The sequence below is a fragment of the Bacillus sp. AFS040349 genome, from assembly GCF_002577655.1.
Taxonomy (GTDB): domain Bacteria; phylum Bacillota; class Bacilli; order Bacillales; family Bacillaceae; genus Metabacillus.
In genome coordinates this window covers 1-13,829 of the sequence record NZ_NUMC01000142.1, presented here as the reverse complement: position 1 = coordinate 13,829, position 13,829 = coordinate 1, and the positions used below count along the sequence as shown (strand labels likewise).

At 34.3% G+C, this 13,829-nt stretch carries 14 protein-coding genes and 1 pseudogene; 9 read left to right on the top strand and 6 right to left on the bottom strand.

Going from position 1 to position 13,829, the window contains the following annotated elements; translation table 11 throughout:
• The first annotated feature begins 315 nt into the window (after nt 1-315).
• From COD11_RS23675 to COD11_RS27290, 3 genes and pseudogenes are all read left to right on the top strand, one after another.
• Nucleotides 316-726 carry a PH domain-containing protein gene (locus COD11_RS23675; protein WP_098799366.1) on the top strand — a complete coding sequence of 137 codons (411 nt, stop codon included), beginning with the start codon at nt 316-318 and terminating at the stop codon, nt 724-726.
• Between the two features lie 112 nt (nt 727-838).
• Entirely contained in the window at nt 839-1,150 is a 312-nt protein-coding gene (locus COD11_RS23670) for an FxLYD domain-containing protein (protein WP_098799365.1), read from the top strand.
• Nucleotides 1,151-1,217: 67 nt separating this feature from the next.
• Nucleotides 1,218-1,415 (top strand): annotated as a pseudogene (locus COD11_RS27290) (6-phospho-beta-glucosidase); the annotation flags it as partial.
• Between the two features lie 63 nt (nt 1,416-1,478).
• On the opposite strand, the gene COD11_RS23660 reads toward COD11_RS27290, so the two are convergent.
• The gene (locus COD11_RS23660) at nt 1,479-1,634 is read right to left on the bottom strand and encodes a YpzG family protein (RefSeq protein ID WP_098799364.1); all 156 of its coding nucleotides are present in this window, start codon (nt 1,632-1,634) and stop codon (nt 1,479-1,481) included.
• Between the two features lie 493 nt (nt 1,635-2,127).
• Nucleotides 2,128-2,670, bottom strand: a complete 543-nt coding sequence (locus COD11_RS23655) for a GbsR/MarR family transcriptional regulator (RefSeq protein WP_176551223.1) — start codon at nt 2,668-2,670, stop codon at nt 2,128-2,130.
• 258 nt (nt 2,671-2,928) lie between these two features.
• Between COD11_RS23655 and proV the strand changes: the two genes are divergently transcribed.
• From proV to COD11_RS23635, 4 genes are all read left to right on the top strand, one after another.
• Nucleotides 2,929-4,170, top strand: coding sequence for a glycine betaine/L-proline ABC transporter ATP-binding protein ProV (proV, locus tag COD11_RS23650; RefSeq protein ID WP_098799363.1), 1,242 nt, complete (start codon nt 2,929-2,931; stop codon nt 4,168-4,170).
• A gap of 10 nt (nt 4,171-4,180) precedes the next feature.
• Nucleotides 4,181-5,020: an ABC transporter permease gene (locus tag COD11_RS23645; protein WP_098799368.1), complete on the top strand. Its 840-nt coding sequence runs from the start codon at nt 4,181-4,183 to the stop codon at nt 5,018-5,020.
• Nucleotides 5,020-5,931: a glycine betaine ABC transporter substrate-binding protein gene (locus COD11_RS23640; RefSeq protein ID WP_098799362.1), complete on the top strand. Its 912-nt coding sequence runs from the start codon at nt 5,020-5,022 to the stop codon at nt 5,929-5,931. Before COD11_RS23645 ends, COD11_RS23640 begins: the two co-directional genes overlap by 1 nt.
• A 318-nt stretch (nt 5,932-6,249) precedes the next feature.
• A complete protein-coding gene (locus COD11_RS23635; protein ID WP_098799361.1) occupies nt 6,250-7,884 on the top strand; it encodes a Na/Pi cotransporter family protein in 1,635 nt (544 codons plus the stop codon).
• A 111-nt stretch (nt 7,885-7,995) separates the two neighbouring features.
• Here COD11_RS23635 and sleB read toward each other — a convergent pair whose 3' ends face one another.
• From sleB to COD11_RS23615, 4 genes are all read right to left on the bottom strand, one after another.
• Nucleotides 7,996-8,724 carry a spore cortex-lytic enzyme gene (gene sleB, locus COD11_RS23630; protein WP_098799367.1) on the bottom strand — a complete coding sequence of 243 codons (729 nt, stop codon included), beginning with the start codon at nt 8,722-8,724 and terminating at the stop codon, nt 7,996-7,998.
• A gap of 227 nt (nt 8,725-8,951) precedes the next feature.
• Entirely contained in the window at nt 8,952-9,236 is a 285-nt protein-coding gene (locus COD11_RS23625; RefSeq protein WP_098799360.1) for a hypothetical protein, read from the bottom strand.
• A 312-nt stretch (nt 9,237-9,548) separates the two neighbouring features.
• Nucleotides 9,549-9,752: a Spo0E family sporulation regulatory protein-aspartic acid phosphatase gene (locus COD11_RS23620; RefSeq protein ID WP_442920016.1), complete on the bottom strand. Its 204-nt coding sequence runs from the start codon at nt 9,750-9,752 to the stop codon at nt 9,549-9,551.
• A 176-nt stretch (nt 9,753-9,928) separates the two neighbouring features.
• Entirely contained in the window at nt 9,929-10,357 is a 429-nt protein-coding gene (locus COD11_RS23615) for an ASCH domain-containing protein (RefSeq protein WP_098799358.1), read from the bottom strand.
• Nucleotides 10,358-10,608: 251 nt separating this feature from the next.
• On the opposite strand from COD11_RS23615, the gene ltaS reads away from it, so the two are divergent.
• Together ltaS and COD11_RS23605 are read left to right on the top strand one after the other, a co-directional pair.
• The gene (gene ltaS, locus COD11_RS23610; RefSeq protein ID WP_098799357.1) at nt 10,609-12,564 is read left to right on the top strand and encodes a lipoteichoic acid synthase; all 1,956 of its coding nucleotides are present in this window, start codon (nt 10,609-10,611) and stop codon (nt 12,562-12,564) included.
• Nucleotides 12,565-12,777: 213 nt separating this feature from the next.
• Nucleotides 12,778-13,575, top strand: coding sequence for a fumarylacetoacetate hydrolase family protein (locus COD11_RS23605; RefSeq protein ID WP_098799356.1), 798 nt, complete (start codon nt 12,778-12,780; stop codon nt 13,573-13,575).
• The last annotated feature ends 254 nt before the right edge of the window (nt 13,576-13,829 follow it).

The window sequence follows — 13,829 nt, the reverse complement described above, 5'->3', positions numbered from 1 at the left end:
AAAGTCGGCTCTTTTTAAACTCACATGAATAATCTTTAAAATCGTCAGATTTTCAGTGGCCTCCATTTCATGGGTGGCTTTTTTCGTATAGTTGATAGCATTGTAATTGCTTGTGGGTTGCCCTGTTTTCTAAAGAAAATAGTATGCTTTCGAATCAACATTTCATACCAAAACCTGAATATAATAAAAAGGATCTCTTTTAGGCGTACAAAAATAATATGATATTAGACTCAGTACAAACATGCGGACATTTAGATAAAATAAAGATTAATAGACTAATTTTTTACAATAAGAAAATAAAGGGGGCTATGTTCAATGAAAAGCATTGAACATATAAGAGAAGAAATTCAACAATTTTCAAAGGCAAATGAATACCTTTCCTATCGTGAAGTCGAAGAATTACAACATATTTTACATGAAGATGAAATGATAATGAATGTTACAACCGGCGAGATTGAGGGATATAAGGGTCTATTTTTTGCAACAGACTATAGAGTGTTGTTTGTTTATTATAATGAAATTAACCAATCAAAAGTATTGGAGGTCGCATATGAAAAGCTGGACTATTTTCATGTAAAACAGGTTAGTTATTATGTGGCAATGGAATTGTTTTTTTCTGGATCAAAAATTGAAATCACTGATTTACCACCCGATGATGCAGATTCATTTAAAGAGATTTTAGATGGTATTATTGGCTTTAATAAAACGTTAGAAAATAAAACGTAGGGCCCCGAAAAAGAAGTTTGGTTTTATTCGTTTATTACTTTTTATTGGTATTGCTGTTTTAACAGGTTATCTAGTTGGACCACAGTTTCAGGTAGTTGAGGTATATGATGAAGTGATAACAAATGCTCTGTCTAAAGAAGAAGGAGAAAAAACCTATCAAATCGATTTATCCAATCTAGAGCTTGAGCAGAATGAATATGAAACGACAGTTAAAGGGGAAATAATAAATAATTCGGATAAGGAATACCGTTACATAAGTATTGATGTACAATTTTATGATAAAAAGGGATCAATCGTGGACAGTCAAATTGAATATATTTATGACTTAAAGCCCGGTGGATCATGGAATTTAGAAACATACTCGATCAGTGAGTATGCAGACAGCTATAAAGTTGTCGGTGTTTATGCAGAAGCAGCAGAGTAAGTAATTTGTGACATTCGTGGATGAAAAATAGCTCTGAGTACTAAATAATGAGCTATTAGCAGTAAAAATCTCAGTCCAGCAAATTAAATCATTTGAACGAGTAGCAGCTTAGGCAGTAGTTACAGGTAATTAAGATACTGCTTTACTGGCCATGACAGTATATCCCCTTGTTCCATCTGATAAAGTGGGGAAACTAATCTTGGATGAGATGCATGAAGCGCATAAGGGGCACTTATCACAGTTTTTTCAAATAACAGTTGTATAAGAAAAGGCCTATGCCGAGTAGCATAGGCCCTTTAAATATCCCTATAGTAGATTGTCATTTATCCTAAAACATGCGATGTGCCTTTGCATTTCCTCTTGCTCTAATGGTATTTTGTGTTACTTGAGTTTCACCATTTACTTGAGAATTTAAATGCTTACGACTTGTCCATCTATGGTGAAATAACTGAGATTGTTGATCTAATTGATCTTTGTAGCTCATTATTTTATCACCTCGTGTTAGGATAATGATATTCAAGGGAATATCACTATTTATCCTTTGCGATAAGGATAGAAATTATGTATGGGTTTTAGGTTTATTACCTTTAAAACGAAATGCTGAGTAAAGCAAGAAATAAAGTTTATAATATAAATAATCGAACCTACATAATGGTATTGCGAAATGTGTAGAATTTTGCAGAATCGCGGATGAAATGAAATAATCGCAGATAAAACTCTAAAATCGCGGATAAAGTGTTCAGAATCGCAGATAAACCCTTCAAAATCGCAGATAAATTTATAATTAACATAAAACGGTCTGAATTTTTCTCAGTAGTGCATTTAAAATGACCTGATTTCATGTTAATAATAAGAAAAAACATCAATTCTTGGAGAAGTTGATGTTTTTTCTTTCATATATATAATAACTTTTTTGTATGATGATATTTTGAAGTTGCATATTGTCCTTATGAAGTATGCATAGCAGGTGATTAGTTTTACTCCTTGTCCTTTTTTATAGGAATAAAATCTAGAATTTCCTTTGTCTCAAAACTGTCAATGAGTCTGTTTTGCCATTCGTAATATTCCATTCTCTCCTCGAGCTTTTTGATATCTTTTTGGGCATGCTCTCGAATTTCTTCGGATGTATCCGGATTATCAACGAGCTCTTGCAAATGTGCTATTGATTTTTCCATCGCACTGCTATTCGTGGTAATGGCTGTCCTCCATTTAATCGAGAAAAAGTCAAAAAAGCATTGATACCAATCTTCTTTGATTGTGTACAAATCTTTTCTTTCACCTTTTATCCAAACCTTTTCCACCATATTTAAATCAAGTAAGCTTCTAACCGAATTACTCATACTTGTTTTACTCATTCCAAGCTCTTCTTTCATATCATCAAGTGTAAGCGGTTTATCAGAAAAAAATAGGAGTCCGTATAACCGTCCAGCAGAGGGAGTGAGACCATAAAGGTTCATATTTTGAGCAATTGCATCTATAACCACATTTCTGGTTCTGTCTAATGTTTCGTTGTCTTTCAAATAAATTCACATCCTAAAATGTTTTTATCTTTATTTTAATTCTACACTACCCATTTATAAATTAAATGTAAAGGACTCCTTTACAGAAGAATAGCGAGTATTTAGGAGTATTTATAAGTAATCCTTATGTATAGTACGTACAGTTATTTCTGTACGTACTATACATACAATAAACATAATATACACTGTTTGAACTATATTGAATTATCTGTTTATAATTAAGAAGTCCTAAAGAGACAGATAAAAAGAGGTGAAAGAATGGAAGAAAATCATATAAAGATTAAGGTTAATGAGGTTACTAAGATCTTTGGAAAATCTTCAAAAAAGGCTTTGCAATTAGTAAAAGAAGGAAAATCAAAGGAACAAATTTTAAAGGAAACAGGCTCAACAGTTGGGGTTAACCGAGCATCCTTTGAAGTTAAGTCAGGTGAAATCTTCGTGATTATGGGTTTGTCCGGAAGTGGTAAATCTACATTAGTTCGATTGCTTAATCGTCTGATTGAACCAACATTAGGGCAAGTTCAAATTGACGGAAAAGATGTTGTCAAAATGAATAAGGAAGAACTAAGAGAAGTACGAAGAAAGAAAATAAGTATGGTTTTTCAAAAGTTTGCTTTATTTCCACATAAAACAGTCCTTGAGAACACGGAATATGGATTAGAAATTCAAGGTGTAGTTAAGGAAGAAAGAAGTAAAAAAGCCTTAGAGGCACTTGAATTAGTTGGATTAAAGGGCTATGAAAATCAATACCCTAGTCAGCTAAGTGGTGGAATGCAGCAACGTGTTGGACTGGCGAGAGCACTGGCAAATGATCCTGATGTGCTTTTAATGGATGAAGCTTTTAGCGCATTGGATCCATTGATTCGAAAAGACATGCAGGATGAGTTGCTAGAGTTACAATCTAATATGGAAAAGACGATCGTCTTTATTACCCATGATTTAGATGAGGCCCTTCGTATCGGAGACAGAATTGCCCTTATGAAGGATGGTAACATCGTACAGATAGGAACACCTGAAGAAATCTTAATGAGTCCTTCTAATGAATATGTTGAAAGATTCGTAGAAGACGTTGATCTTTCTAAGGTACTAACAGCACAACATGTTATGAAGCGGGCGGAAACTGTTCAAATTGATAAGGGTCCACGTGTAGCCCTTAAATTAATGAAGACTTTAGGTATTTCATCTATATATGTTGTAGATAAACAACAGAAGCTTCTTGGTGTGATTACGGCAAAAGATGCATCAAAAGCTGCTGAACAAAATCAGTCATTAGAATCTTTCATAGAAAAAGATATAACAGTTGTTGGAGCGGAAACGTTATTAATTGATTTATTTGAAAAAGTGTCTTCTGCAAGTATTCCCGTTGCGGTTACAGATGAAAAAAATCGCTTAAAGGGAATCTTGATTAAGGGTGCTGTAATTGGCGCACTTACGGGTAACGAACAATATATCAATGAGGTTGCCGAACCTGAAGCACCCCATGCTAAGGAGGTGATGTAAGGTGGAAGGAATGTTACCGAAGCTCCCCTTAGCTGATTGGATTGATGCTTTAGTTGATTGGATGACCAATACCTTTGGTGGTTTATTTGATGGTATTTCTACTGGAGTGGACTTTTTTGTTGAAGGAATTGTTGCTGGTTTAGGCTTTATCCCTTCTATTATATTAATTATTCTTTTAAGTTTACTAGCTTGGAAGGTTTGTAATATAAGAATTGCACTATTTGCATTATTAGGCTTATTTCTTATTGACAATTTAGGTTATTGGGAAGAAATGTTAGAAACACTCGCTCTTGTTTTGACGGCAGTGTTGATTTCGGTTGTGATTGGAATTCCAGTTGGTATATGGGCATCACAAAGTGAAAGAGTAAGACAATTTGTTACACCGGTCCTTGATTTAATGCAAACAATGCCGGCATTCGTTTACTTACTACCAGCCATCTTTTTCTTCAGTATAGGAGTAGTACCAGGAGTTGTAGCATCTGTCATTTTTGCGATGCCACCAACCATCCGTTTAACAGTACTCGGAATCAAACAGGTACCAGCAGATTTAATTGAGGCAACAGAAGCCTTTGGTTCTACAACGAAGCAAAGACTATTAAAAGTGCAACTGCCATTGGCTATGCCAACAATCATGGCAGGAATTAACCAAAGTATCATGTTAGCTTTATCAATGGTTGTGATCGCATCCATGGTTGGAGCTCCTGGGCTTGGTACAGAGGTTTATCGTGCTGTTACTCAAATAAAAACAGGTGTAGGGTTTGAAGCTGGTTTGGCAATAGTTGTTATTGCTATTTTGCTAGACCGCATCACTCAAAATATAGGAAAGAAAAAAGAAGGGGGAACAATTTAATGCTTAAAAAATTACTAGGAGTCACTTCAGCATTAACACTAACATTAGGTTTAGCAGCGTGTGGAGGAAATGAAACAAGTGGATCAGAATCATCAGAGTCAGAAGGTTCAACAGCATCTGTAGGGGAACAAGTAGACTATGAAATTGTGGGTATCGATCCAGGTGCTGGACTAATGAAATTGACTATTAATGAAGTATTACCTGAATACGGCCTAGATGATTGGGAAGTAGTAGAAGGTTCAGGTGCGGCTATGACTGCAGCTTTGAAAAAAGCATACGATAATGAGGAGCCAATTATCGTTACAGGCTGGAGCCCACACTGGAAATTTGCAAGCTATGACTTAAAATACCTTGAAGATCCAAAGGGAATCTATGGTGGAGCAGAAGATGTTAACACAATTGTTCGTTTAGGATTAAAAGAAGACCAACCTGACGCTTATAGGCTTCTTGATCAATTTAACTGGGAACCAGAACATATCGAAACAGTGATGAATTTAATTCAAGAAGGCAATGAGCCTGCTGAAGCAGCAGCACAGTGGGTAAGTGAAAATGAAGAATTAGTTAGCTCTTGGACGGAAGGTGTTAACGAGGTTGACGGTGAAGAGTTAAAGCTTCTTTATGTAGCATGGGATGATGTAATTGCAAGCTCACATGTTGTAGAGAATGTGCTTGAAAGTGTTGGATACGAAGTAGATTTAGTTCAGGTTGATGCAGGTCCAATGTGGGCTGGTATTGCTGACGGAAGCGGTGATGCAATGGTAGGTGCATGGCTACCAACAACACACGCTGATTATTATGCTGAATACGAAGGGAAGTTTGAAGACCTAGGTGCAAACCTTACTGGAACGAAGCTAGGACTAGTTGTACCAGCATATATGGACATTGATTCAATTGAAGATTTAAAAGAATAAATAGGTAAAGTAATAATAATATCAGTTTAAGAAGGAAGCACTCATATTTTGGGTGCTTCTTTTTCATTTGAACGTATTTCTATTCTAAGAGAAAGTTAAGATATAAGTGGTTGAAAAGTCAAGATAATATGGAATTTTTTAAAATATTTGGAAATAGTAAGAAGAGATGCTATTACTTAATAAGTCTTTTGTAAATTTAATGTAAAGATTTAATTAATATATTGTAAATTTAATGTTAAGTTGTTTTCAACTCATATTTACATTGTTACTATATATGAGTATTTTTATTAATATTTACTATTTAGGAGTGACATCACATTGGAGATTAACTATCAGGAAATGCTCTTTCAGTTTTTAGGAGGACTTGGAATTTTCCTTTTCGGAATAAAATACATGGGAGACGGCTTGCAGTCAGCTGCAGGAGATCGTTTAAAAGATATACTTGACCGTTTCACGACAAACCCTTTTATGGGTGTGTTAGCTGGTTTACTTGTAACAGTTTTAATCCAATCTAGTTCTGGAACAACGGCTTTAACGGTTGGACTAGTAAGTGCTGGATTTATGACATTAAGACAAGCAATAGGTGTCATAATGGGGGCAAATATCGGGACGACTGTAACAGCCTTTATCATCGGTATAGATGTTGGCGCCTATGCTTTGCCTATCATTGCGCTTGGTGCGTTTTGTATTTTCTTCTTTAAAAAGAAGGCAATCACTTCATTTGGACAAGTTGCTTTTGGCTTTGGATCACTCTTCTTTGGTTTAGAATTGATGAGTGGAGGCATGAAACCATTAAGGTCACTAGAAGCTTTTCATGATTTAACAGTAAGTATGGCTAGTAATCCAATTTTAGGTGTTTTAGTTGGTACCATCTTTACGGTTATTGTTCAAAGTTCAAGTGCAACAATCGGTATTTTACAGGAATTATTCTCACAGGATGCAATTAGTTTAAATGCTGCTTTACCTGTTTTATTTGGAGATAATATTGGGACTACGATCACAGCAGTACTTGCATCTCTTGGGGCTTCAATTGCTGCGAGAAGAGCTGCATTTGTGCACGTTTTATTCAACCTGATAGGAACTGTAATCTTTTTAATTCTATTAATTCCTTTCACATATTTAATTACTTATTTACAAGATACATTAAGTTTAAATCCAGCGATGACAATTGCTTTTGCTCATGGGACATTTAATATTACGAATACCATTATTCAGTTTCCATTCATTTTTGCTTTAGCATGGTTAGTGACAAAACTAATTCCTGGTGAAGATAAATATATTGATACGAAGCCGCAACATTTAAACCCAACATTGATTGAGCATTCACCATCAATCGCTTTAGGACAAGCTAAAGAAGAGCTGAAAAGAATGGGAGAATTTACAGTCGATGGTCTTAATGAGGCATTTCAATATTTAAATCTAGGCGAGAAAAAACATGCTGAGAATGCACTTCAATATGAAACAGGAATCAACAATCTAGATAAAAAAATCACAAATTATTTACTTGAAATATCAGCAAAACCACTTTCAGTAAAAGAAAGAGATGAGTTTTCAAACATAGCCGATTCTATTAGAGATATGGAACGCATTGGTGATCACATGGAAAACATCGTTGAACTTGTTGATTTTAAAATTAACAAAAAAGTTAACCTATCTAACGATGCAACAAATGAATTAAAGGAAATGTATGAATTCACGTTAACTACATTAAAAACGGCTTATTCTGCCTTCTTTGAAAATGATGTAGAAAAAGCTAAAGAGGTGTTATCTCGTGAAAATGAGATAGACAAGATGGAGAGAGTTCTTAGAAAAAAACACATCATGAGATTAAACGAAAGACAATGCTCTGGTGATGCCGGAATAGTGTTCGTTGATATAATAAGCAACTTAGAAAGAATTGCGGATCATTCAGTTAATATAGCTGAGACTATATTAACTGTTGAATCGAACTAAATAACAATTCATTCACTCAAATAGGCTGATTCAAACTGAATCAGCCTATTTTGTGTTTGAGAAAAATAAATAAAGTTTGCAAAGAAAGTATATGTAACCATTATCTGCGGATTATTTACAGAAAATATGTTTCCCAATTCGTTTTATTTGTGGCCTACCCCAAATCCAGCTACTTGTTGCTGTATCAGGATTAAAATAATAAACCGCATTTCCTGTAGGATCCCAACCGTTAATGGCATCAAGTACAGCTTTTTTTGATGTTTCATTAGGAGTTAGCCAAATCTGCCCATCAGCTACGGCGGTAAAAGCTAACGGTTCAAAGATGACACCTGAAACAGTATTAGGAAATGTCTGGCTCTCAACACGGTTTAAAATAACAGCTGCCACCGCAACTTGTCCAATATATGGTTCTCCGCGTGCTTCTCCATGAACAGCGTTTGCCATAAGTTGAATATCATTTTGGGAATATCCTGATGGTACATTTATAGCTGTTGATTTTTGAGCTTGTCCTTGTCCTGCTCCTTTAGAGTAATCATATTTTGTTACTTTAACAAGTTTTTGCCTCGTTTTCAAACCTGCTATCCCATCAACATTGAGTCCGAATTCAGACTGAAAATTTCGAAGCGCCCAGTAGGTTCCCCAACCAAAAGCACCATCAATTTCTCCTTTGTAAAATCCAATATATTTTAGACGAGATTGCAATTCAATAACATCATCGCCCACTGCTCCCCGCTGAATTGCTTGATTTGTAAAGGCATTAGTATTGCTTTCCTGAAGTGTTAAAATCATTGTACTTATAAGAAAAACTAAAAGAATAGATGTTTGTTTCTTCTTTTTCATATTGCTCATATTTTCCTCCTGATCACCAACATATTGTTATTTTTTGTTTGGAGTAAATTTTTATACTAAATAAGGATCAAGCAGCTATAAAAAGTGAGCAATCGTAAATTAATACCAGTTATAATAGTAATAGTCCATTTTGGGTAGAAATATATGTGTGATTTTTCCACAACAAAAAAGAGGAACTCATTTGTGAGTCCCCCTTTGTTTCAAACTAGATTGTTCCATTATTTAATTGATAGAGCTATGTTTTTTAAGTTTTCAATGATTGATGGTTTACTTTCACCACAATAGAAGGATGTGACCAATTCATAGCACGTATCTTTGTCTATTAAGTAACAACGGTGTGTTCCCATGTCATAGACAAAATGAAATTGCTCTGCACCTTTCTTTCCATCAAAGACTTTATATTGTTCTAGTCCAAACAACTCACGAGCCCCATCTTGAGCCAAGACAAGAAACTCGTCTCTCGTTACTTCTCTAATTGCCACTAATCCAATCGCTTCATTCATATATATAAAACCTCCAATATCTAAAAAAATTAGTCACAAAAAAGTATTTCTTTTATTACCAACTATATAGGTTGTTACATCATATTATGCATGATAGTACTTGCTTTAAAATTTTATCATAAATTACTTTTGAATGAAACTTATTTTATAATAATTATAAAATAAGATTATTTTTAGATATGGTTGACTTTGAATATGTTAAATGAGGAAATGCAAAAATAAATATGTATTTAATGTAGAAAAAAATATTTTTGTATTTCAAATGTAGAATTTAAGAAAAGTGGCGATACGTAATGAGGGTATATTTAAGAGCTATTGGTCGCTTGTTTCATTATCAATACCCATTAATTTTTGATATTGAAGGATCAATTTATCAAGCTTTTGACTCTGAGAAATAGTTAAAGGATGATTTAAGCCTTTGGCTAAACCTATAGCAATTAGTTCATTTTTGTGGGAGCTAATTCTATTAATTAATTCAGTTTTTTCATTAGAGTATCTAGAGATTGAACTATTCAACAGTATAACTCCTTTAATTAAAAATAAATGGTATCGAAATATTATTTTACAAATAAATACTAAAATTGTAAATTACTATATGACTGAATAATAGAAATTAATTTCCTCTAACTTCAAAAAAAAGAATTATTATAGAAGAAAACGACATTCATGTAAGAAAATATCGTCATCATGTTTTATTTTATATCATATTCCCATAATCCAAGCTGTCCTTTAGCTGGGATAGATTGGTCCAACATTTTTATATTCTGAACAATCCAAGCATAATTTCCCTCTCTATAATCGCCTAATAAATAGTCATTGCCTGATACAATTGTCCCATCTTCTAAAATGGCCCAAGACTGATTATTTTCAGTTACTTTTATACAATTTTCAAGCATACAGACAGCAATAATTGAGCCAGTTGGAAGAAGATCATTTGTTAATCCATGCTTACTCAGCAATGTCCTAATTGTATCTTGGTTAGTTGCTGTTTTATCTATTTTTTTGCTTGTATGAATGGCTAGGGGACCACGATATTTCGTGTTCCATGACCTTGTTTCATATTGGATCTCTCCGAGAGTAAAAAGACTAGCCCAAGGCTGAATCATTGATAGAACTTTCACTTTTACTACCTCCAACCTTTTTTACTTTTGTTATGCCAAAAGATACCTATAATATGTACTGCTTATTTCAGTTTCATTGGTCATTCTAATAATGGAAGTTACATCTTTGTGAAAAAATAGACGAATTTGGTTTACAATAAATCCAAAGTTACTTTACTTTCTTTACAATGTTTTATAGAATAGTTGAATGTTAAGCAAACCCAAAAACATTTATTTTAAGAAAAGTAGACAACCGTGAGGTGAAAGTAAAGATGTTTAATAAAATTCAAAAAAGTCATCTGAGTCTTTTCTTTTTAGCTGTTGTCTTATTATGGATTAAAACATATATAGTACAACAAACAGAATTTAAATTAGGCTTAGATAATAGTTTGCAAGAGTTTCTTTTATTTTTAAATCCACTAGGCTCAGTCCTTTTATTCTTAGGTTTATCTCTATTGTCAACGAAAAGAAAATTTTTATGGCTCGTTGTTTTTGATTTTATTTTGAGCTTTTTGTTATTTGCTAATGTTGTGTATTATCGATTCTTTAGTGACTTTATTACAATTCCAACATTAACGCAGACGCAAAATTTTGGTGATGTTAGTGGTAGTGTATCCTCACTTTTAAAGCCTTATGATATCTTATTATTCTTGGACACACTAATTGTTCTAGCCCTAGGATTATATGGTAAAAAGAAGGGGATTACCGCTGTAAATATAAAACGCAGAAGTGTGGCAACTGTATTTATAGCAGCCATCTTAATCATTTCAGTTAACCTTGGATTAGCTGAAAAAGATCGTCCGCAATTATTAACAAGAACGTTCGATCGTAACTACATTGTTAAATATCTTGGGATGTATAACTATACAATTTATGATGCTGTACTCAGTGCCAATGTATCAGCAAAGCGTGCGATGGCAGATTCAGATGATGTTACTGAAGTACTGAATTATAAAAGCACAAATTACGCAGCTCCTAACCCAGAATATTTCGGTGCTGCAAAAGGAATGAACGTTGTTTACTTCCACCTTGAATCAATTCAGAATTTCTTAATTGATTATAAGCTTCATGGTGAAGAAGTAACTCCATTCCTGAACTCTTTAACTAGAAGTGAAAATATCCTGTATTTTGATAATTTCTTTCATCAAACAGCTCAAGGGAAAACAGCTGATGCTGAATTTATGTTAGAAAATTCCTTGTTCGGATTACCACAAGGATCTGCATTTTCATTAAAAGGCATGAACACGTATCAAGCTGCTCCTGCTATTTTAGGTCAGCATGGTTACACATCAGCTGTGTTCCACGGAAATAAAGGATCGTTCTGGAATCGTGATGAAATTTATAAATCATTCGGCTATGACAAATTCTTTGATTCAAGTTATTATTCATTGAATTCAGAGGATCTTGCAGAGTATGGATTAATGGATAAGCCGTTTTTAAAACAATCACAGCCTTTGCTTGAATCATTGCCACAGCCATTTTATACAAAGTTTATAACAGTAACTCACCATTTCCCTTATAAGATGAATCAAGAACTAGCAACAATTGAACAGCATACAACTGGTGATGCGTCTGTTGACCAGTATTTCCAGACAGCACGTTATGCTGATGAGGCTTTAAAAGAGTTCTTTGATTATTTGAAGGAATCTGGTCTATATGACAACACTGTTGTTATCATGTACGGTGATCATTATGGTATTTCAGAAAATCATAATGATGCGATGTCAAAAGTATTAAATAAAGAAATTACACCATTTGAAAGTACTGGACTGCAACGGGTACCTTTATTAATTCATGTACCTGGTACAGAAGGCGGTACAATGCATCAATATGGCGGTCAAATAGACTTACTTCCAACTTTAATGCACTTACTGGGAATTGAATCAAAACCATATATGCAATTTGGTACTGACTTATTATCAAAAGACCATGATGAGCTTGTACCATTTAGAAATGGAGATTTCGTAGGTCCAGAAATCACTTACACTGGTGGTAAATATTATGACTCAACTACTGGTACTGAGATTGAAGCAACTGAAGAAGCAAAACAACTGAAGGAAATCATTGAAACGAAACTAGGTTATTCTGATAAAGTTGTAGAAGGTGATCTTTTACGCTTCTACACTCCTGAAGGTTTTGTCCCTGTTGATCGTTCACAGTATGATTATATTAATAGAAATCCGGTTATTACTGAACAGGATAGTATTACTGAAGCGGAGACTGAATAATATACTAATAAGCTCGGTGGAGTAAATAAAAGAGTATTAATCCAAGAAAGGATTAATACTCTTTTTTATTGAATAATACATTGTACATAGAGTTATTCAGAGAATATCATTACATAATAAGCTTATTCAGATTTTTGACAAATTTCTTCTAACAAGAGATATAGAACTAATTTAGTTTAGCAAGTACATTTTACAACTGGAGCTGGTACAAGAATGAAGCTAGGGCAAAAAACACAAACAATCGTACGTTATCTTAGTCCTGATGAGAAGGTATATTATGGGATCATTGAAGATGGAGAGATCTTACAATTAACTAATTCATTCACTGAAATAATAAATGATGAAATAACATTTGATGGTGTAAGACTTAACATTGGTGATGTGAAAATTTTAGAGCCGGTTGTACCACAAAAAGTGGTTAATTTCGGCTGGACATATACAGAACATGCAAAAGAAACTGGAGGACAAGCTAACCTCAAAGAACCTTTTTTGTTCTTAAAACCTGCGTCTTCCTTAATTCCTAACGGCGGAGATATCATACTTCCTTCTAACAAATTAACAAAACAAGTAGAACTGGAAGGCGAAGTTGCTCTTATCATTGGAAAACGTGGGAAAAACATAAAAGAAGAAGAAGCATTGGATTATGTTTTCGGCTGTACTATTTTTAATGATGTTACCGCAAGAGATCTTACAAAAACAGATCCGCAATTTACACGTGCAAAAGGCTTTGATACATTTGGCCCTTTAGGTCCGTGGATTGTGACAGGTTTAGATCCAACTAATTTGCAAATCGTTACAACATTAAACGATCAGGTTGTACAAAATGGCAACACAAATCAAATGTCATTCTCCATACCATTTCTTATTAGCTGGATTTCACAGGTCATGACATTAGAGCCAGGTGATGTTTTAGCTACAGGCTCTCCATCAGGGAGTTGTCCTATGAAATCAGGAGATGTAGTGACTGTGGAGGTAGAGAAGATTGGTAAGCTTTGTAATTATGTGAAGTAGATCCACTTTTTAGATTTTAACGGCGGTCCATCATATTGTGTTCATAGCAGGTTGGTGTGTGAAATAGTAGGAGCAAATTTTAGTCTCGATCCAAGTGGAATCGGGACACAACCGGTGTTATGAGCAAAGTTATGTCCCGATTCAAGTGGAATCGGGACATAACTTGGTGGTAGGAGTACGCTTCTGTCTCGATACAAGGAGAATCGGGACAAACCTCGGCGTTATGAGCAAGCGTCAGTCCCGATACAAGGGTA

What these genes read in the sequence shown, in the direction of transcription:
- COD11_RS23675 (WP_098799366.1), top strand. Translation starts at nt 316, where the DNA reads ATGAAAAGCATTGAACATATAAGAGAAGAAATTCAACAATTTTCAAAG.
- COD11_RS23660 (WP_098799364.1), bottom strand. Translation starts at nt 1,634, where the DNA reads ATGAGCTACAAAGATCAATTAGATCAACAATCTCAGTTATTTCACCAT.
- proV (WP_098799363.1), top strand. Translation starts at nt 2,929, where the DNA reads ATGGAAGAAAATCATATAAAGATTAAGGTTAATGAGGTTACTAAGATC.
- COD11_RS23645 (WP_098799368.1), top strand. Translation starts at nt 4,181, where the DNA reads ATGTTACCGAAGCTCCCCTTAGCTGATTGGATTGATGCTTTAGTTGAT.
- COD11_RS23640 (WP_098799362.1), top strand. Translation starts at nt 5,020, where the DNA reads ATGCTTAAAAAATTACTAGGAGTCACTTCAGCATTAACACTAACATTA.
- sleB (WP_098799367.1), bottom strand. Translation starts at nt 8,724, where the DNA reads ATGAAAAAGAAGAAACAAACATCTATTCTTTTAGTTTTTCTTATAAGT.
- COD11_RS23625 (WP_098799360.1), bottom strand. Translation starts at nt 9,236, where the DNA reads ATGAATGAAGCGATTGGATTAGTGGCAATTAGAGAAGTAACGAGAGAC.
- ltaS (WP_098799357.1), top strand. Translation starts at nt 10,609, where the DNA reads ATGTTTAATAAAATTCAAAAAAGTCATCTGAGTCTTTTCTTTTTAGCT.
- COD11_RS23605 (WP_098799356.1), top strand. Translation starts at nt 12,778, where the DNA reads ATGAAGCTAGGGCAAAAAACACAAACAATCGTACGTTATCTTAGTCCT.